The 18,529-nt window shown below is 70.0% G+C and carries 12 protein-coding genes and 1 pseudogene; 6 read left to right on the top strand and 7 right to left on the bottom strand.

The window, feature by feature from the left end:
- Nucleotides 1-57: 57 nt before the first annotated feature.
- The 5 genes and pseudogenes from OG698_RS45055 to OG698_RS45035 form a co-directional block, all read right to left on the bottom strand.
- Nucleotides 58-2,289 (bottom strand): glycoside hydrolase family 3 N-terminal domain-containing protein, encoded by a 2,232-nt coding sequence (locus tag OG698_RS45055; RefSeq protein WP_406110010.1) that lies wholly within the window; start codon nucleotides 2,287-2,289, stop codon nucleotides 58-60.
- 77 nt (nucleotides 2,290-2,366) lie between these two features.
- Nucleotides 2,367-2,750 (bottom strand): annotated as a pseudogene (locus OG698_RS45050) (ABC transporter permease subunit); the annotation flags it as partial.
- The gene (locus OG698_RS45045; protein ID WP_406110008.1) at nucleotides 2,741-2,956 is read right to left on the bottom strand and encodes a hypothetical protein; all 216 of its coding nucleotides are present in this window, start codon (nucleotides 2,954-2,956) and stop codon (nucleotides 2,741-2,743) included. The gene OG698_RS45045 and the pseudogene OG698_RS45050, both read right to left, overlap by 10 nt.
- A 125-nt stretch (nucleotides 2,957-3,081) precedes the next feature.
- Nucleotides 3,082-4,140, bottom strand: coding sequence for a LacI family DNA-binding transcriptional regulator (locus OG698_RS45040; RefSeq protein WP_406110006.1), 1,059 nt, complete (start codon nucleotides 4,138-4,140; stop codon nucleotides 3,082-3,084).
- A 132-nt stretch (nucleotides 4,141-4,272) separates the two neighbouring features.
- Complete coding sequence (locus OG698_RS45035; RefSeq protein WP_406111639.1) at nucleotides 4,273-5,271, bottom strand: acetylxylan esterase; 999 nt, start codon at nucleotides 5,269-5,271, stop codon at nucleotides 4,273-4,275.
- A 174-nt stretch (nucleotides 5,272-5,445) separates the two neighbouring features.
- Here OG698_RS45035 and OG698_RS45030 point away from each other — a divergent pair, with 174 nt between their 5' ends.
- The 6 genes from OG698_RS45030 (at nucleotide 5,446) to OG698_RS45005 (ending at nucleotide 13,314) form a co-directional block, all read left to right on the top strand.
- A complete protein-coding gene (locus tag OG698_RS45030) occupies nucleotides 5,446-6,432 on the top strand; it encodes an ABC transporter permease (protein ID WP_406110004.1) in 987 nt (328 codons plus the stop codon).
- On the top strand, nucleotides 6,429-7,337 hold the full coding sequence (locus tag OG698_RS45025; protein ID WP_406110002.1) for a carbohydrate ABC transporter permease: 909 nt from the start codon (nucleotides 6,429-6,431) through the stop codon (nucleotides 7,335-7,337). Before OG698_RS45030 ends, OG698_RS45025 begins: the two co-directional genes overlap by 4 nt.
- A 64-nt stretch (nucleotides 7,338-7,401) precedes the next feature.
- Nucleotides 7,402-9,057 (top strand): extracellular solute-binding protein, encoded by a 1,656-nt coding sequence (locus OG698_RS45020; protein ID WP_406110000.1) that lies wholly within the window; start codon nucleotides 7,402-7,404, stop codon nucleotides 9,055-9,057.
- Nucleotides 9,054-10,556, top strand: coding sequence for a GH39 family glycosyl hydrolase (locus OG698_RS45015; protein ID WP_406109998.1), 1,503 nt, complete (start codon nucleotides 9,054-9,056; stop codon nucleotides 10,554-10,556). Before OG698_RS45020 ends, OG698_RS45015 begins: the two co-directional genes overlap by 4 nt.
- The gene (locus OG698_RS45010) at nucleotides 10,553-11,269 is read left to right on the top strand and encodes a hypothetical protein (protein ID WP_406109996.1); all 717 of its coding nucleotides are present in this window, start codon (nucleotides 10,553-10,555) and stop codon (nucleotides 11,267-11,269) included. The genes OG698_RS45015 and OG698_RS45010 overlap by 4 nt, the downstream gene beginning before the upstream one ends.
- Nucleotides 11,266-13,314: a beta-galactosidase gene (locus OG698_RS45005; RefSeq protein WP_406109994.1), complete on the top strand. Its 2,049-nt coding sequence runs from the start codon at nucleotides 11,266-11,268 to the stop codon at nucleotides 13,312-13,314. The genes OG698_RS45010 and OG698_RS45005 overlap by 4 nt, the downstream gene beginning before the upstream one ends.
- Here OG698_RS45005 and OG698_RS45000 read toward each other — a convergent pair.
- Nucleotides 13,311-15,278, bottom strand: coding sequence for an alpha-glucuronidase (locus tag OG698_RS45000; protein ID WP_406109992.1), 1,968 nt, complete (start codon nucleotides 15,276-15,278; stop codon nucleotides 13,311-13,313). The two genes, OG698_RS45005 and OG698_RS45000, sit on opposite strands and share 4 nt — an antisense overlap.
- On the bottom strand, nucleotides 15,275-18,400 hold the full coding sequence (locus tag OG698_RS44995; RefSeq protein ID WP_406109991.1) for a glycoside hydrolase family 2 TIM barrel-domain containing protein: 3,126 nt from the start codon (nucleotides 18,398-18,400) through the stop codon (nucleotides 15,275-15,277). Before OG698_RS44995 ends, OG698_RS45000 begins: the two co-directional genes overlap by 4 nt.
- Nucleotides 18,401-18,529: the final 129 nt, after the last annotated feature.

Below are 18,529 nucleotides of genomic sequence, written 5' to 3'. Positions count from 1 at the left end.
TCCTCAGCTGAAGGGCGGGGTAGGTGGTTGACCTTGCTTCGCGCGGCGCCGCGCGCGTCACTTCACGCGCAGCTCGCACCGCATCCGCCGCTCGTGCCCGACCTCCCGCACCGGCCCCGTGAGGGTGAGCGGCACGGTGTGGTGGATGTGGGCGCTGGACGCGGCGACGCGCAGTTCGAGGGCTCCGGGTTCGACGACTCGGCGGCCGTCGGCGCCGGTGTACGCGGCGAGGTCGGCCGGGAACGTTGCGTGGACCTCCGCGGACGCCCCCGCGTCGAGCGGGACTCGGGTGTAGCCGACGAGCCGGATCTCCGGCCGCGCGACCGTGCCGACCGGGTCGTGGAGGTAGAGCTGGACGACCTCGGTGCCGGGGCGGTCGCCGGTGTTGCGGACGGTGAGGCGCAGGGTGGTCTCACCGTCGGTGGGCAGTTCGGGGGCGTCGCACTGCTCGACGTCCCAGGCGAACGTGGTGTACGACAGGCCGTGCCCGAACGGGTAGAGAGCGGTGGGGTCCACGTTGCTGGGGTCGCCGTGGCGGCCCAGCGGCGGCGCGAGATAGGGGGCGGGCTGGCCGCCGGGGGTGCGCGGGACGCCGAGCGGCAGCCGGCCCGACGGCTCGACACGCCCGGACAGGACGCCCGCGACGGCGCCGCCACCCTCCTGTCCGGGGAAGAAGGCCTGCACGACGGCGGCGGCCCGGTCCGCCCAGCGGCCCAGCGCGTACGGCCGCCCGCTGAGCACGACGACCACGGTCGGCGTCCCGGAGGCGAGCACCTCGTCCAACAACTCCCCTTGCCTGTAAGGGAGTTCCAGATCCTCGGCGTCGCAGCCCTCGCCGGACGAGCCGCGCCCGAACAGGCCCGAGCGGTCACCGACGACGGCCAGGCACACATCGGCCGCCGCCGGGTCATCGACGAAGGAGGCCCCGGTGAGCTCCGCGCGCAGCGCCTCGGCGAACGTCGGTACGTCGATGCCGGTGGGCAGTTCGGGGTGGTTGACGCCGACGTGCCGGGGGAACGTGTAGCAGCCGAGCATGGCCGCCTGTTCGTCGGCGAGGGGGCCGACGACGGCGATGCGGAGGCCGTCGTCGAGCGGCAGGACACCGGAGTCGTTGGCGAGCAGCACGACGGACTCCTGCGCCGCGTTGCGGGCCAGATCGCGTAGGTGCGGGGAGTTCAGGTCGATGGGAACGTCGTCGCCGGCGGCCGGTTCGTGGTCGGGGTCGAGCAGGCCCAGCTCGCACTTCTGGGTGAGGACGCGCAATGCCGCCCGGTCGAGGAGGTCCTCCGGGAGGTGGTCTGCGGCAGCGAGGCAGCGGGCGGTGGGCAGTTCGACGTCGACCCCGGCCGCAATCGCGAGCCGGGCGGCCTCCGCGGGCGAGTCGGCGATCTTGTGGGCGGACTCCAGGAACGAGAGGCCGAAGTAGTCGGCGACGGTCGTGCCGGTGAACCCCCACTCCTCGCGCAGGACTTGGGTGAGCAGCCCGGGGTGGGCGTGGGCGGCCAGGCCGTCGATGTCGTTGTAGGCGGGCATGACGGAGCGGGCGCCGCCGTCGCGCACCGCCATCTCGAACGGGGGCAGGATGACGTCCGCGAGCTCGCGCGGTCCGAGCGGGGCCGGGGCGTGGTTGCGGGCGCCGCGCGAGGCCGAGTACCCGGCGAAATGCTTGAGGGTCGCGACGATCCCGGCGGCCTCCAAGCCCCGAACGTACGCGGTACCGATGGTGCCGACGAGGTACGGGTCCTCGCCGATCGCCTCCTCGGTCCGGCCCCAGCGCGGGTCCCGTACGACGTCGAGGACCGGAGCGAGGCCCTGGTGAATGCCGACCGCGCGCATCGACGTGCCGATGGCCTGCGCCATCTCGGTCACCAGGGCCGGGTCGAAGGTGGCGCCCCAGGCCAGCGGGGTCGGGAAGACGGTGGCCTGCCAGGCGGAGAATCCGGTCAGGCACTCCTCGTGGGCGATGGCGGGCACGCCGAACCGGTTGCCCGCGCGGATCCGCGACTGCAGTTCGGCGAGCCGGGCGGCGCCCTCGGCCGGCTCCACGGGGACGGTACCGAAGGGGCGGGTGAGGTGTCCGAGGCCGTGCGGGAGCAAGGCGTCGAGGGCAGCGCTGTGGGCCACGTACGCGTGCTGGCCCGGTGCGACCGCGGCGGTGTCGGTGTCGATGTCGGCGCCCAGCCACACGCTGGACAGCTGGGCGGTCCTCTCCTCGGAGGTCATCCGGGCGAGCAGTTCCGCCGCCCGGACGTGGGCGGGCAGGGCGGTGTCCTGCCAGGGCTGAGCCATGGAACTCCTCAAGTGCGGTACGAGCAGGTGAAGTTCGGGCGACGGCGCTGTCGCACCTGTGGTGGGCCGGTAGCCGGTCAGTCCCTGGTCGCGCCCTTGGTGATGCCGCCGGTCAGCCGCCGTTCGGCCACCGTGCAGAAGGCGGGCGCAGGCACCATGGCGAGATCCGAGTACGCACGGACGCGCCACCAGGCCGGTGACGTACCGGCCCTGGAACCGCTGGACCCCGACGGGGGATCGTCCACCAGGTGGGTTCGCCGAACACGAGCTTCGGCAGCAGGAAGTTGCGCCGGCTGCCGACGACCGCGCGCACGGAGGCTGTGCCGAGAGCGGGCCGCGCCATCGGCGGCAGGACCCGCCAGAAGCAGCCGGACGGTGAGCAGCCGTCGAGGGTGGCCACCTCCTCCAGTTCGTCGGGGATCACGGAAGAAGCCGCACAGGGTGACGGTGGTCACCGGCAGTTGGGCGTGGAGTGCGCGGCGCCGACGAAGCGCCTGCCGACGGGCTCGGCGGTCCGGACGTGCCGGCACTCGACGACGCTCCGGCCCGAGCCGTCCTTGGAGCCGGAGGCCGAGTCACCGCGGGACGTCAGCACCGCGGCGCCGAGGCCGGCCACGCTGACGGCAGCCCGGGCGCGGCGGCTGGACAGGGATACGGAGGCTGGCATGACACGCCTTCCGGAAGAGGTCCGAAACTATCGGTGGACGGCCTCGGAAGTTACGGACACGCGACGGGGGTGTCAACGGCCTTTACAAAAAAGACCGTTGACACCCCCGATGGATGCCGAGCGCGTCAGACCTGCCGGGGCTCCCCCGTGCTGGCCCTGACCACCAGTTCCGTCGCGAGCTCCACCCGCGATGAGGCCGGTGCGACGGACCGGGCCAGGTCGAGGACGAAGCGCGCCGCCAGCTTGCCCATCTCCGCCAACGGTTGACGGACCGTCGTGAGCGGCGGCGCCGACCAGCGCACCTCCGGGAGGTCGTCGAAGCCGAGGACACTCATGTCCTCCGGCACCCGCAGTCCGCGCCGGCGCAGCGCCTCGATCGCCCCGAGCGCCATCTGGTCACTGGAGGCGAAGATGGCGGTGGGCGGCTCGGCCAGGTCCAACAGCTGGTTGCAGCCGGTGAATCCGGACTCGTGGTAGAAGTCGCCGGGGACGATCAGCCCGTCATCCACCGGCACACCGGCCACGTCCAGCGCGGCCCGGTACCCGTCGAGCCGGGCACGCGAGCAGAGCAGCCGGGGCGGGCCCTCGATGAACCCGATCCGGCGGTGACCGAGCCCCAGCAGGTGCTCCGTCGCAGCCATCCCGCCCGCCCAGTTCGTGGCACCGACGGTCGGCGCCTCGGTGGCCGGCGAACCAGCCGGGTCGACGACCACCAACGGCACGCCCAGGCGCCGCAGTTCGTCGTGCAGCCCCGGTTCGAGAACCGAGGTCACGAGGATCACCCCGTCCGACGCGCGGGCCCGCAGATTCGTCATCCACTGCCGGGCCGCGCCCGCCCGGTCGTGAATCGCGGAGACCACCGTGCCCACCCCTGCCTCGTGCGCGACCTCCTCGACGCCCCGGATGATCTCCACTGCCCAAGGGCTGTCCAGGTCGTTGAAGACCAGGTCGAGCAGCGCCGCCCGGTCGCCGGGCGCAGGCGGGCGCCGCTGGTACCCATGCCGCTGCAGCAGATCCTCGACCCGCGCCCGGGTGGCGGGCGATACGTCGGAGCGCCCGTTGACGACCCTCGAGACGGTCGGGACCGACACCCCCGCCTCCCGAGCGATCTCGGTGATCGTCACCTTGGCCGGCCCGTCCGGGCTCTGCGTGGCTGCCTTGCCTCTGCCGCCAACCCGGGCCACGTTCCTCACCTCCATCGACCTCTGCATCCTGAAAGATCTCCGGATGTCTTCCGGAAACCGTAGGACATGCCGTCGACCACGCGCCGGTCAAGCCGGATTTTTTGTCCGACCCGCCGAACGCCTGGCCTGAATCTACGCGTCCCCTGCTTCCAGCACCCCGCGCAGCCAGGTCATTTGGCGACGAACGTGCACGGCGTCGCCGTGCTCGTGGCCGTTGAACGGGTAGGCGTGGAGCTCCCGGACGGGGTCCGCGCCGGTGAGTTCGCCGTAGCGGTGGTACGCCGCGTATGCACCGCTGGGCGGGCAGACCTGGTCGCGCAGGCCGACTCCGAAGTGGGCCGGGGCCTGGGCGCGGCGGGCGAACGAGATGCCCTCGACGTAGCCGAGCGTGCGGTACGCGGCGTCCTCCGCGCCCCGGTGTACGGCGAGGTAGGCGGCGATCTCGCCGTAGGGCCCCGCGTCGGTCAGGTCGAGGCCGCGCCGGATACCGCACAGCAGCGGCGCCGTGACCAGGGCGGCGGCGAGATCGGCGACGAGTCCGGCGACGGCGAGGGCTACTCCCCCGCCCTGGCTGTTGCCCACCGCGGCGATCCGGTCCCGGTCGACGCCGGGCAGGGCTCGCAGCGCGGCGACGGCACACACCGCGTCGGTGATCAGGCGGCGGTAGTGGTAGTCGTGCGGGTCGAGCAGCCCACGCACCGCAGGCCCCGGGCCGCCGGGCGCGGCCGCGTGCCGGTCGGGGGTGGCGCCGCCGTTGCCGTACTGGTCGCCCTGGCCACGGTTGTCCATGAGCAGATGGGCGTATCCGGCGTTCGCCCAGGTGAGGCGCTCGTGCGGGAGGCCGCGGCCGCGGCCGTAACCCGCGAACTCGACGACTGCGGGCATGAGTTCGCCGCCGTCCGCGGGCCGGGTGTACCAGGCGCGGACGGGGTCGGCGGCGAAACCGCGGAAGGTGACGTCCCAGCTCTCGACGAGCCGCAGGCCGCTGTCGACAGGTCGGACGCGAATCAAGGGTTCGGGGTGGGTGGCGGACTTCAACGTGGCCTGCCAGAACGCGTCGAAGTCGGCGGGTTCGTCGGGCTCGGGTCGGTGGCGCTGAAGTTCGTCCAGAGGCAGGTCGAAGGCGGGCACAGGCACCTCACAGCCGGTCACGGAGCCAACTCCCTTTGACGCAGGACCCATTGACAGGGGTCGGGAGCGGCTTTAGGTTGCGGCGACGTTACCGGAAGATTCCCGAAAGTTCTCGGTACCGCTTTCCCCGCCCTTGTGATGACCTCTGCCTGCCCGTGTGACGAAAGGCCCTGCATGAGCTCCTCCACCATGACGGGCAGCCAGCCCCGCACCGGCGCCCCACCCGACCCGCCGCCCGACAAGAAGCTTCCGTCCGGCCGTCGTTCCTGGCGCCGATCACTGCGCCGCGACTGGCAGCTGTACTCCCTTGCGGTGCTGCCGATCCTGTTCTTCCTGGTCTTCCGCTATCTGCCGATGATCGGCAACGTGATTGCCCTCCGCCGCTTCGAGCCGGGCGGTTCGATCCTCGGCGAGGAGTGGGTGGGCCTGCGCTATGTGCAGATGTTCCTCAGCGACCCGTCGTTCTGGCAGGTCTTCCGGAACACGCTCTGGATGGGCCTGCTGACGCTGCTGTTCTGCTTCCCGGTGCCGGTCGTGCTGGCCCTGCTGCTGAACGAGGTCCGGCGCACCGCACTGAAACGGTTCGTGCAGTCGATCTCGTACCTGCCGCACTTCCTGTCCATCGTGATCGTCGCGGGCATCACGGTGCAGATGCTGGCGTCGGACGGCCCGATCAACCACATGCTCACGGCCTTCGGCCACGATCCGGTCCGGTTCATCCAGGAGCCCGGCTGGTTCCGGACGATCTACGTCGGTTCCGAGGTCTGGCAGACGGCCGGCTGGGGCACGATCCTCTATCTCGCCGCGTTGAGCACGATCGACGAGGACCTGTACGAGGCGGCCCGGATCGACGGCGCGAACCGCTGGCAGCAGACCTGGCACGTGACGCTCCCCGGCATCCGCCCCACCATGATCACGCTGCTGATCCTCAACATCGGCACGTTCATGGTGGTCGGATTCGAGAAGATCCTGCTGCTCTACAACCCGCTGACGTACCCGACGGCCGACGTCATCTCCACCTATCTGTACCGCACCGGTGTCGAGTCGAACTCCTTCAGCTATGCCGCCGCCATCGGCCTGTTCGAGGCGGTCATCGGCCTCCTGCTGATCACGTCCGCGAACCGGCTGTCGCGCAAGACCGTGGGGACGAGCCTGTGGTGAGCATCCAGACCCGGCCCCGCGCCGCAACGACCGTGACCGGCCCGACCCGCGGCTACCGTGTCTTCCAAGGCGTCAACGCCGTGATCCTGACGTTGGTCGTGGTGGTCACGCTCTACCCGATCATCAACATCGTCGCCCGCTCGTTCAGCGGGGAGCACCAGATCCGGGCGGGCGAGGTGACGCTGTGGCCCAAGGGCTTCAACCTCACCACCTACAAGATCGTCTTCCAGGACGGGACGTTCTGGCGCAGCTACGGGAACACCGTCCTCTATACGGTGCTCTCCACCGCTGTCGCCATGGCCCTCACCACGATCTACGCGTACGTCCTGTCGAAGAAGGACCTGCGCGGGCGTACGTTCCTCGTCGGCATCGCCGTCTTCACGATGTTCTTCTCCGGCGGCCTGATCCCCAACTACGTGCTGATCACCAGCCTCGGCCTGAAGAACTCGATCTGGGCGATCGCCCTGCCGAACGCCATCAGCGTCTTCAACCTCCTCGTGATGAAGGCGTTCTTCGAGAACATGCCGGCGGAACTCGAGGAGGCCGCGCAGATCGACGGCCTCAGCACGTACGGGACTCTGCTGCGGATCGTGCTGCCGTTGTCGAAGGCGGTCATCGCGACCATGGTGCTCTTCTACTCGGTGTCGTTCTGGAACTCATGGTTCTCGGCGTTCCTGTACATGGACAGGGCAGATCTGATGCCGGTCACCGTCTATCTGCGCAACCTCATCGCGGGCGCCACCGAGGGCGGCAACGCGGGGGCGGCGGCCGACCAGCTCACCCAGGCCGCCGCGAACATCCAGTCCGTGACCATCGTGCTCACGGCGCTGCCGATCCTCGCCGTCTACCCGTTCGTGCAGCGGTACTTCGTCTCGGGCGTGATGCTCGGCGCGGTCAAGGGCTGAGCGCAACCACTTCACACATGAACGCAATCACGCCTCAACAGACTTGTAGAACAAGGGAGTTCACGTGACGAACACGGGCCAGCTGCCAAGAAGGTCACTGCTCGCCGCGGCGGGGTTCGCCGGACTCGCCGTACTCACCGGCTGCGGCAGCGGTGACGACGGCGGCGACAGCAAGGACCTGTCGAAGAAGCGGAACGGCGCCATGAAGAAGTACAACGCCGGCGAGCAGTTCAAGGCGACCAAGGCGCTGTCCTTCTCCGTCCTGCACAACAACAACCCGACGTACCCGACGAAGAAGAGCTGGCTGTTCTGGAAGGAGGTCACCAAGCGCACCGGCGTCACGCTGCAGCCCGTCGACGTCCCGCTGAGCGACTACGAGAAGAAGCGCAGCCTGCTGATCGGCTCTGGTGACGCCCCCTTCCTGATCCCCAAGACGTACCACCCCTCCGAGGTCGCGTTCGTGTCGTCGGGTGCGATCCTGCCGGTGAGCGAGTACGTGCACCTGATGCCCAACTTCCAGGACAAGGTGAAGCGGTGGAAACTGGAGCCCGAGCTGGACTCCATCCGCCAGTCCGACGGAAAGTACTACCTGCTGCCCGGGCTCCACGAGAAGCCCAGGTCCGGATACTCGCTGTCCTTCCGCACCGACGTCCTCGACAAGATCGGCGTGAGCCTGCCGTCGACATGGGACGAGGTGTACGACGTCCTCAAGGCGATCAAGGCGGAGTACCCCGACAGCTACCCCCTCTCCGACCGCTGGAGCACCAACACGGTCTTCCCGGCGGGCGCCCTGCTCAGCTATCTCGGGCAGGCGTACGGCGTCCGGGCCGGCTGGACGTACGAGAACATCACCTTCGACACGAAGGCGCAGAAGTTCGTCTTCACCGGGGCGAGGGACGAGTTCCGGCAGGTCATCGAGTATCTGCGCAAGCTGGTCGCCGAGAAGCTGATGGACCCGGAGAGCTTCACCCAGACCGACGACAACGCGGTGAAGAAGCTGCTGGCGGAGAAGTCCTTCGCGATCAGCGCGAACCCACAGGAGCTGGTGCAGAAGTACCGCTTCAACCTGGAGCGGCAGGTGAAGGGCGCGAAGATCGAGATGATTCCGGTGCCGATCGGCCCGGCCGGTGAGGTCGTGCTCGGCGGCATCCGCATGGAGAACGGCCTCATGATCTCCAGCAAGGCGCTCAAGAGCGACAACTTCGTCGCGCTGATGCAGTTCACGGACTGGCTCTTCTACTCGGACGAAGGCCAGGCGTTCTGCAAGTGGGGCGTCGAGGGCGTCACGTACACCGGGTCCGGCGGTCAGTACAAACTGAAGCCCGGCATCAGCCTCATGGGTTCCGACCCCAAGGCCCCCAAGGATCTGCAGAAGGACTACGGCTTCTTCAACGGCGTCTTCACCTACGGCGGCAGCTGGCAGCTGGTGTCCTCTTCCTTCGGCCCGGACGAGAAGAAGTTCCAGGACGTGATGGCCTCGCGGAAGCAGACGCCGATCGCCCCGGCCCACCCGCTGCTGTCCGCGGAGCAGGAGCAGGCCTCGCTCTGGGAGACGCCGCTCACGGACCACATGAACCAGAACACCCTCAAGTTCGCGCTCGGCAAGCGGCCGCTGTCCGAGTGGGACGACTACGTCAACGAGCTGAAGGCCAAGAACATGCAGCAGCTCGTGGATCTGTACAACAAGGCCTACGAGCGGTACAAGAAGGACAACGGATGATCCGCGTCCCGGCCGAGTCGCAGGGCGTCCTCTCCGAGGCGTGGCGGGCGTGCGTCGGCACGGGCCGCCTCGAACTCGCCCTGCGCCGCGACTACCAGGACTCCCTCACGCTGCTCCAGAAGGAGATCGGCTTCCGGCACATCCGCGGGCACGGGTTGTTCAGCGATGGGATGGGCGTGTACCGGCCGTACGAGTGGCAGGGCGCCCGGCAGGTGCATCACTCGTTCACCTACGTCGATCAGGTCGTCGACGCCTGTCTCGCCCTCGGCATCCGCCCCTTCCTCGAACTCGGTTTCATGCCACGCGAGTTGGCGTCCGGCGGGCAGACCGTCTTCTGGTGGCAGGGGAATGTGACACCGCCCTCCTCACACCGGGAATGGGCGGACCTGGTGCGCGCGACACTAACCCACCTCGTGGACCGTTACGGCCTGGAGGAGGTGCGCGACTGGCCCGTCGAGGTGTGGAACGAGCCGGATCTGCCGGACTTCTGGGAGGGCGCCGACCAGGCGGCATACCACCGTCTTTACGAGGTGACGGCGCATGCGGTGAAGGACGTCGACGCGTCGCTCCAGGTCGGCGGGCCCGCCCTGTCGCCCGGCGCGGACGAGGGCTGGCTGGGGCGGTTCGCGGAGTTCGTGGAGCGGCGGGACCTGCCGGTCGACTTCGTGTCACGCCACGCGTACACCTCGGGGCCCGCGCAGCCGGTGCCGTTCGGGACGTACCAGACGCTGGCCCCGGCCGAGCGCCTGCTGGAGCAGTTCGGGGCCCCGCGGCGCGAGCTGAAGGGCACATCGCTGGCCGACCTTCCGGTCCACATCACGGAGTTCAACTCCGCCTACCGCCCGGACAACCCGGTCCACGACACGGCCTTTCACGCCGCGTACCTGGCTCCGGTCCTGGCGGCCGGCGGGGATCTGGTGGACTCCTTCTCGTACTGGACGTTCAGCGACATGTTCGAGGAGGTGGGGGTTCCGACGGCTCTGTTCCACGGCGGTTTCGGGCTTCTGACGCACCGCCAGGTAAGGAAGCCCACGTACCACCTGTACGCGTTCTTGGCCCGCATGGGCCGTGATGTGCTGGCCCGTGGTGACGACCATCTCGTCACCCGGCACCCCGACGGGCGGGTCACGGTTCTGGCGTGGGCGCCGACCGGGACAGACCTGCACACGCTGCGGCTGTCCGTCCCGGTCGGCGACGCCGAGCGCGGCGCGGTCTTCCTGCGTCGCTCCAGCGTCGACGAGGAGCGCGGCAACGCGTACACCGCGTGGCGCCGGATGGGCAGCCCGCGCTCACCTCGCCCGCACCAGCTCGACATGCTGCACGACGCTGCGGAACCGGGTAGATGCCATCTCCGGCTGCCCATCGAGGAGTTCAGGGCGGACGTCGACCTCACGCTCGAGCGGCACGAGGTGACGCTGGTCGAGCTCAGCCCGGTGATCGAGGAGTCTCCCGACTGGTGGGACGAGGGCCGGATTCTCGGGGGCGGGGGTTCCGGATGAGCGCCGCACAGGCCGGCTCCCCCGGGGCGGGCCTGCCGCGCGCCTCCCGCGTCTTCGGTGACGGACCCTTGTCGCGGGCCTGCGCCCTCGTCCACACGCTTCTGACCGTCGAGGGCCTGCTGCTGCTCACGCTGGCGCCCAGCCTGCTCGGGCTCCTGTCCCTCGGTGCGGACCCGGCGAACCTGCCGCTGGCAGCGTTGTGCCTCGCGCCGCTCGGCCCGGCCCTGTCCGCCGCCCTGTACGCCTTGCACCACCGCAGCCGCGACCTGACGGAACTGCGTCCGGCCCGCGCATATCTGCGGGGGCTACGCCTCAACTCCGCCGCAGCGTTGCGGATATGGGTTCCGCTGCTCGCCTGGCTGACCGTCATCGCGTACGGCCTCACCCACTTCGCCTCGACCGGACTGCCCGGCTGGTGGGCGGTACTGCTCGGGGTCATCGGCGTGGGCGCGCTCCTCTGGGGCGCGCACGCGCTCGTGCTTACGTCCCTGTTCACGTTCCGGGCCGTCGACACGGCGCGACTCTCCGGGTACTTCCTGCTGCGGCACGGCCGGGCGACACTCGGCGCGGCCAGTCTGCTCGTCGTCGCGACCGCGGCCACCTTGTGGTGGACCGAGGCACTGCCTCTGCTGCTCGCTCCGGTGCTGCTCCTGTCGCTGCTGCACACCAGCCGTCCGATCATCGCCGAGACCCAGGAGGACTTCACCGTATGAACGGCGTGCCCGCCACCACCGCCATCCCCTACGGCGGTGACTACAACCCCGAGCAGTGGCCCGAGGAGGTCTGGGACGCTGACCACCGCCTGTTCGGCAAAGCCGGGATCGACACGCTGACGGTGGGCGTGTTCGCGTGGTCGCTGCTCCAACCCGCCCCGGACATCTACGACTTCACCGTCCTCGACCGGATCGTGGACCGGGCGGCGGCCGAGGGGCGGCGCATCGTCCTGGCCACCGGCACGGCCGCGCTGCCGCCCTGGCTCGCGAAGGCCCACCCGGAGGTGAACCGCACCGACTTCGAGGGCCGCCGGCACAGCTACGGGCAGCGGCACAACTTCTGTCCCAGCTCACCGGCGTACCGCCACCTGTCCACGACACTGGCGGGACGGATCGCCGAGCGGTACGCGGACCATCCGGCCCTGCTCGCCTGGCACATCAACAACGAGTACGGCGGCGCCTGTTACTGCGGTCTGTGCGCGGTGGCGTTCCGCGTCTGGCTGCGCGACAAGTACGGCTCGCTGGACGCCCTGAACGACGCATGGTGGACGACCTTCTGGTCGCACCGCTACACGGACTGGTCCGAGATCGAGCCGCCCAGCGCCCTCACCGAGCACTGGCGCGGACCGGACCACACCGCTTTCCAGGGCATCACGCTCGACTACCACCGGTTCACCACGGACGCGCTGCTCGGCTGCTTCGTCGCCGAGAAGGAGGCCGTGCGCGCCCACAGTCCGCACACCCCCGTGACCACCAACTTCATGGGAATGTACCGGCCGTTGGACTATCACCGCTGGGCCCCGCATCTCGACTTCGCGTCGTGGGACAGCTATCCGCCGCTGGACGCGCCGCCGACCTGGCCGGCCCTCGCGCACGACCTGATGCGCGGCCTGAAGGGCGGCGCGCCGTTCTGGCTGATGGAGCAGACGCCGTCCACCACAGCCTGCCGCGACGTCAATCCGCTGCGCAGGCCCGGCGAGTTGCGGCTCGCGAGCTGGCAGGCGGTGGCGCACGGCGCGGACGCGGTCCTGTACTTCCAGATGCGGGCCTCGCGCGGGGCGTGCGAGAAGTACCACGGGGCGGTCATCGGCCACGCGGGCCGCGACGACACCCGCGTCTTCAGGGAGGTGGCGGAACTGGGAAGGGAGTTGGGCGAGGCGAGCGGGGTGACGCTGGGCGCCCGGACGCCCGCCCGGACCGCTCTGCTCTTCGACTGGGACAGCTGGTGGGCGCTGGAGATGTCGGACGGCCCGTCGCGGTTGGTGCGCTACCAGGATGTCGTGCATTCCTACTACCGGGCCGCGCGCACGGCGGGCGCGGACGTCGACGTCGTCCCCGTGACAGCGGACCTCTCGGCGTACGACGTGGTCCTCGCACCCCTGCTGCACCTGGTGAAGGGAGACCTGGCCGCGCGTCTGGAGGCGGTGGTGGAGCGAGGCGGCACCATAGTGACGACCTACCTGTCCGGGCGCGGCGACGAGCACGACCGCGCCTTCCTCACGGATGTGCCAGGCCCGCTCGGGCCGCTGATGGGCGTCCGGGTCGACGAGTGGGACTCCCGGGCGGCGGAGGTGACGAACCCGGTCGACTTCGGCGACCTGTGCTCACCGGCCCGGCTGGTCTTCGAGCTCGTCGTGCCGCAGGGCGCCGAGCCCGTCGCCACCTACACCGCCGACTTCTACGCCGGAACGCCCGCCGTCACCCGAAACCGTTTCGGGGACCGAGGCGGCGAGGGCTGGTACGTGGCAACGCAGCTCGACGACGCGGGTACGGACCGGGTGGTGCGCCAGGTGCTGTCCCGGCACGGTCTCGTCGGTCCGTACGCCGAGGTGGCCGGCGTGGAGACGGCGACCCGTGTCACTCCCGACGGGGCGCACCTGCTGTTCCTCCTCAACCACACTTCATCGGACGTGGAGTTGACGGTCCACGAGTCGGCGACGGACCTCCTGACGGGCAAGGCGTATGCGCCCGGCGAGCCCCTCACGCTCGACCCGCTGGGCGTGTGCGTACTGCGCCTCGAGCAGACCGCCGCCGGACCCCTCTAGTGGATGCGGCGCCCGCCCGCGTCCGGGATCCCGGACTTGCGCAGGAAGTAGCTGTTCACGTGGTCGCGCCACTCACGGGCGCTGCGCAGCTGTTCCTCGTACAGTTCGGCCACCCGGGCGTGCCGAGCGGGCGCCACCAGATCGGCCAGCGACGCCCACACTCCCTGTGCCGCCTCGGCCTCCTCGACGCCCTCGAAGTGGGTGTCGTAGATGTGCTGGATCACGGTCCTGCCGCTGTGCAGGACGTGCCCGTACGGCACGTGGTGGAAGAACAGCAGCAGTTCGTCGGGGCAGTCCTGCGGTGTCTCGTACGTCTGTGACCAGGGCTTGGCGTACTGCGCCGCGTATCCGGTGCCGGTGGCGCGGCTGCGGTCGACGCCGATGCCGTCGCGGTCGGCGAAGTGGTAGGTGCCCCAGGGGCTGTACTCGTACCCGTCGACGCTGGGCCCGTAGTGATGCCCGGGCTGCACCATGAAGCCGACGCCCAGCGGCGCGGTGTACTTCTCGTACGTCGCCCAGGAGCCGCGCAGTACGGCACGGAGTCCGGAGCGCAGTCGTTCGGGGTCGCCGGTGCGTTCCGGCGTGAATGTCAACTCGATCCATTCATCGAGGAGTTGCTCCGGGGCGCCGTCCGGCTGCCAGGCCAGGCGGCCGAACGCGTACAGGTTGAACTGGGCGAGCGGGTGCCCGGTCCAGTAGGGGTCGGCTCCGGCGTTCGAGACGGCCACCAGGCCACCGCTGCCCGCGAGTTGGCCGACGGTGGCGCCATCCTCGCCCTCGGGCCGGAAGCCGAGCACCTCGGACCACATCGGGGCGAGCGCGCACACATGCCGTTGCTGTCCGGTGTACTCCTGGGTGGCCTGCAGCTCGACCGCGACCCGGGTGCGGGGCAGGGCGCCGATGACCGGCGAGACGGGTTCGCGGACCTGGAAGTCCATCGGTCCGTGCTTGACCTGGAGCACCGCGTTGTCCTTGAACTGCCCGTCGAGCGCGGCGAAGTGGTCGTACGCGGCACGCGCCCGGTCCGTGGTCCGGTCGCGCCAGTCCTGTGTGTGGTTGTAGACGAAGGCCCGCCAGTGGACGGTGCCGCCGTGCGGGGCGAGCGCATCGGCGATCAGGTTCGCGCCGTCGGCGTGACTGCGACCGTAGGCGAAGGGACCCGGCTGTCCTTCGGAGTCGGCCTTGACGACGAAGCCACCGAAGTCGGGGATGTGCGCGTACACGTGGTCGGCGGCCGTCCGCCACCAGTCCCGTACACGGTCGTCGAGCGGGTCGGCGGTGTCGAGCCCACCCAGGACGACGGGCGCGGCAAAGCTGACGGAGAGGTGGGTGCGGATGCCGTACTCCCCCAGCTCTCCTGCGATGGCGGCCACTTCACCAATGCGGTCCGTGAGGAGTCGGGCCTCGGCCGCATGGACGTTGACGTTGTTGACGCAGACGGCGTTGATCCCGCAGGCCGCGAGGAGGCGTGCGTACGCGCGGACCCGGCCGCGGTCCCCGCGCGCCCGTCCGTCTTCCCAGAACAGCGAGCCGCCCGCATAGCCGCGCTCGACCTGGCCCATCACGGGATGCACGTCGATGTTGTCCCAGTGGTTGAGCATGCGCCGGGAGAGGGCGGGGCGGTGGGTCTGCTCGGGGGCGTCGATGAACGCGGCGGCGCCGAGGCGCACGACATGGAAGAAGCCGTGCAGGAGGCCGGCCGGAGCGGCGGCCGTGACGGTGGTGCGCCCGCCGGACCGCGTCAGAGTGAAACCCTCGGGGCCGGTGTCGGCATCGCCGTCGAGTCGGAACATGACGTCTCCGTCACTCTGCGATGCGCCGACGTTGCCCTGGGCGTACGCGACTTCGGCGCGCAGTGTGTCGACGAGCGGGCCGTCGCCCTCGATCATGACGCGCCGTGATCCGATGCCGCGCAGCGCCTCGTCGGGCAGCCAGGCGTGGTCGAGCCCGCTCGCGTCGGTCATGACGCTGCCACATCGAGCGCGACGATCCCGAACGCCCCGGCGGGGTCGCCGGGCCTGCCGCTGGTCAGGTCCAGGCGGAGACGGTTGCCGTGTACGGCGTCGAAGGTGATGACGGTCGGCTCACCGGACGCAGCCGCCCAGTCGATGTCGGCGTCATGCACGGCGACATAGCCCTTTCCGTCCCAGACCGACACGTCGACCGAGGCGGGCAGGGAGTGTTTCGCGTCGACCGTGAAAGAGACTTCGACCCGGCCGATCTCGCGCTCCTGCGCCCATGCCACCGAAACCCAGTCGGCGGGCCGGGCGCCGGCGAAGGCGGGCAGCAGGGCGGTGGCCGCCTTCTGGAAGGAGTTGGACCACTGGGTCGCGGGGTCCCCGTCGAGCATCGCGGCGGGGAGGGTGCCGGTTGCGCCGGAGTAACTCGCGTCGGCGAGTGGGTACTTGGATGCTCCAGGACCGGGGTCGGGGGCGAAGGGTTCGGCCCGCGTGACGGGCCCGCCCGCCGGTCCCGCCACCCGCACGGAGACCTTGCCGGTGCGCAGCCCGTCGGCAGCGGCCGTGACGGTCAGCGCGCCCGGCTCGGTGCCCACCCGCACCATGGCGAGCGCGAGGCCGTGGAAGGCGGTGCGCGTACTGGCCTGGTACCGCTCGGCGCTCTCCTGCCGCCCGTTGTCCAGACCTGCCAGCCCACCGCCCTTCACGGCGAATTCGAGGAGGTGCTCGGCATCGGGGACGAGCACGCCGCGCGCGTCGACGACCTCGGCCGTGACGAAGACCAGCGAACGCCCGTCGGCGGCGACGGACCTGCGGTCGGCGGTGAGGCGCACGCCGTGCGGCGTCCCGGCGGTGCGCAGCACGTCCGTCGCCACGACCTTCCCGCCCGCGCGGGCCACGGCCTTCAACTCGCCTGCCGCGTACGGAACCTTCCACGACAGGTGCAGCCTGCCGGCGCTGCCGTTCGGCGACGTGTAACTGCCGGGGTAGGGACCGGAAGTGACCGTCTTGTCGTCGTGTGTCGCCTCCGTGGTCTCCAGGTAGGCGCGGCCGTCGACGGTCTTCTTCGCGTCGAAGGAACGCACGCCCAGGGAACGGCCGTTGAGGAGGAGTTCGACCTCGGCGACGTTCGCGTACGCCCACACCTCCACCTCCTGGCCGGGCTTGTGCGTCGTCCAGTCCATCGGCAGCAGGTGCACCATCGGCTCATTGGTCCACTGGCTACGGAAGAGGTGGTACATGTCCTTGGGGAACCCGGCCGTGTCGACCGCACCGAAGAACGACGCTTTCACGGGGAACACGTCGTACGGGGTCGGCTCGCCGATGTAGTCGATGCCGGACCACAGGAACTCGCCCGCGAAGAAGCGCCGGTCGCGGTCCTTCTTCAGGCCGTACTCGCCGCTCATCGTCCACGAGGCGAGGTTGTTGTCGTAGCTGGACGTGGCGCGCCGGCCCGGGGTGTGGTTCTCCCCGGTGTTGAGGTGCTCGGGCTCCTGGTATGCGCCACGGGTGGACGTCTCCGACGACGACTCCGACTCGAAGAGGAACAGGTGCGGGTAGCGGGCGTGCAGCGCGTCGACGGACGCGGCGGTGTTGTAGTTGAGGCCGAGGCCGTCCAGCTCGGCCAGGATCAGGTCCGCGGGCGACCCGGCGGCGGGCAGCGAGCGGTACTTGTCGGAGCCGATGACGATCGGCCGGGTCGTGTCGAGGGCCTTGATGTCAGAGACGAGCCGCCGCGCCATGTCCACGCCTTCGGCCCGGGTCGAGTCAGGGATCTCGTTGCCGATCGACCACATCAGGACGGCGGGCGAGTTGCGGGCGGCGCGCACCATTTCGGCGATGTCGGCGTCACTGTGCGCGTCGAAGAACCGGCCGTAGTCGTATGGGTTCTTTCCGGTGCGCCAGCAGTCGAAGGCCTCCACGAGCATGACGATGCCGAGGTCCTCGCAGGCCTCGATCACCTCGGGGGCGGGCGGGTTGTGGGACGTGCGCAGCGCGTTCACGCCCATGGACTTCATGATGGTCAACTGGCGGCGAACGGCGTCCGGCTGGACGGCGGCACCGAGGGCGCCGAGGTCGTGGTGGAGGTCGACGCCCTTGAGCTTGGCGTGGGTGCCGTTGAGCGAGAAGCCGTGGTCCGGGTCGAAAGTCGCGTGCCGCACGCCGAACCGGGTGCGGTACGTGTCGACGGTGCGGCCGTCCACACGCAGGTCGGTGACGAGGGTGTAGCGGTGGCCGGGCGTGTCGATGGACCACAACTGCGGGTTGCGGAGGGCGAGTCGGGCGTGGGCCGTTGCCGGGTCCGCGCCCACGTCGCGCAGCACGGACTCGGTGCGGGCGACGCGTCGCCCCTTGGCGTCGCGGACAGTGGAGACGACAGTGACGGCCGGCGCGGTCTCACCGGAGTCGTTGACGACGGTCGTGCGGACGTCGACCGTCGCGTATCCCTTGTCGAGGTCGGCGGCGAGGTCGGGCGTGGTCACGAGGGTGCCCCAGCGCTGGACGTGCACCGGCTCGGTGACCACCAGGCGGGCGCGGCGGTAGATGCCGCTGCCCGAGTACCAGCGGCTGCTGGGCAGTCGGTTGCGGACCTCGACCGCGAGGACGTTGGCGGTGGCGCCGTCCGAGTGCAGCAGCTCGGTGATGTCGTAGGCGAAACCGGTATATCCGTAGGGGTGGTTGCCGACGAGCTCGCCGTTGACGTAGACGTTCGCGTCCATGTAGACGCCGTCGAACTCGACGGAGATTCGCTTGCCCGCGTAGGCGGCGGGGACGGTGAACTTCTTGCGATACCAGCCGAGTCCGCCGGGCAGGAAGCCGGTGCCGCTGGTCGTGTTGTGCTCCGTCGTGGGGGTCTGCTCGATGCTCCAGTCGTGCGGGACGGCGACCGCACGCCAGTCCGCGTCGTCGAAGTCGGGGCGCTCGGCGTCGGCGTAGGCGCCCATCGGGTCGGTGATGCCGTCGGGGCTGACGAGCGCGAAGCGCCAGCCGTCGGCCAGGTCCACGGTGCGGCGGCCGACCGGACCGGTGCGGTCAGCGGCGGCCGCGCTCGGTGCGGGCACCGCGAACGTCCCGGCCATGGAGCCGGCCGCGCTCGCGGCCAGCACGGTTCTACGGGTGACATGCATGAACGGGTCCCCTCGAAGCCAACACGACTCACCAGAAAGCAACTTGAGCGAACTGATTCTTTCGGCTTCGGGCCGGGATTAGTCAAGGGCCTTGCCAAATATGCTTCCCGACCGCCGTCTCGCCTCCTA

This window comes from Streptomyces sp. NBC_01003 (assembly GCF_045162695.1).
GTDB lineage: Bacteria > Actinomycetota > Actinomycetes > Streptomycetales > Streptomycetaceae > Streptomyces.
Note: the sequence above shows the minus strand (reverse complement) of the source record. Positions and strands in the feature narration are given on the sequence as shown.

Coding starts and splice junctions, on each gene's coding strand:
- OG698_RS45015 (WP_406109998.1), top strand. CDS start 9,054: ATGATCCGCGTCCCGGCCGAGTCGCAGGGCGTCCTCTCCGAGGCGTGG.
- OG698_RS45005 (WP_406109994.1), top strand. CDS start 11,266: ATGAACGGCGTGCCCGCCACCACCGCCATCCCCTACGGCGGTGACTAC.
- OG698_RS45055 (WP_406110010.1), bottom strand. CDS start 2,289: ATGGCTCAGCCCTGGCAGGACACCGCCCTGCCCGCCCACGTCCGGGCG.
- OG698_RS44995 (WP_406109991.1), bottom strand. CDS start 18,400: ATGCATGTCACCCGTAGAACCGTGCTGGCCGCGAGCGCGGCCGGCTCC.
- OG698_RS45045 (WP_406110008.1), bottom strand. CDS start 2,956: ATGCCAGCCTCCGTATCCCTGTCCAGCCGCCGCGCCCGGGCTGCCGTC.
- OG698_RS45010 (WP_406109996.1), top strand. CDS start 10,553: ATGAGCGCCGCACAGGCCGGCTCCCCCGGGGCGGGCCTGCCGCGCGCC.
- OG698_RS45030 (WP_406110004.1), top strand. CDS start 5,446: ATGAGCTCCTCCACCATGACGGGCAGCCAGCCCCGCACCGGCGCCCCA.
- OG698_RS45000 (WP_406109992.1), bottom strand. CDS start 15,278: ATGACCGACGCGAGCGGGCTCGACCACGCCTGGCTGCCCGACGAGGCG.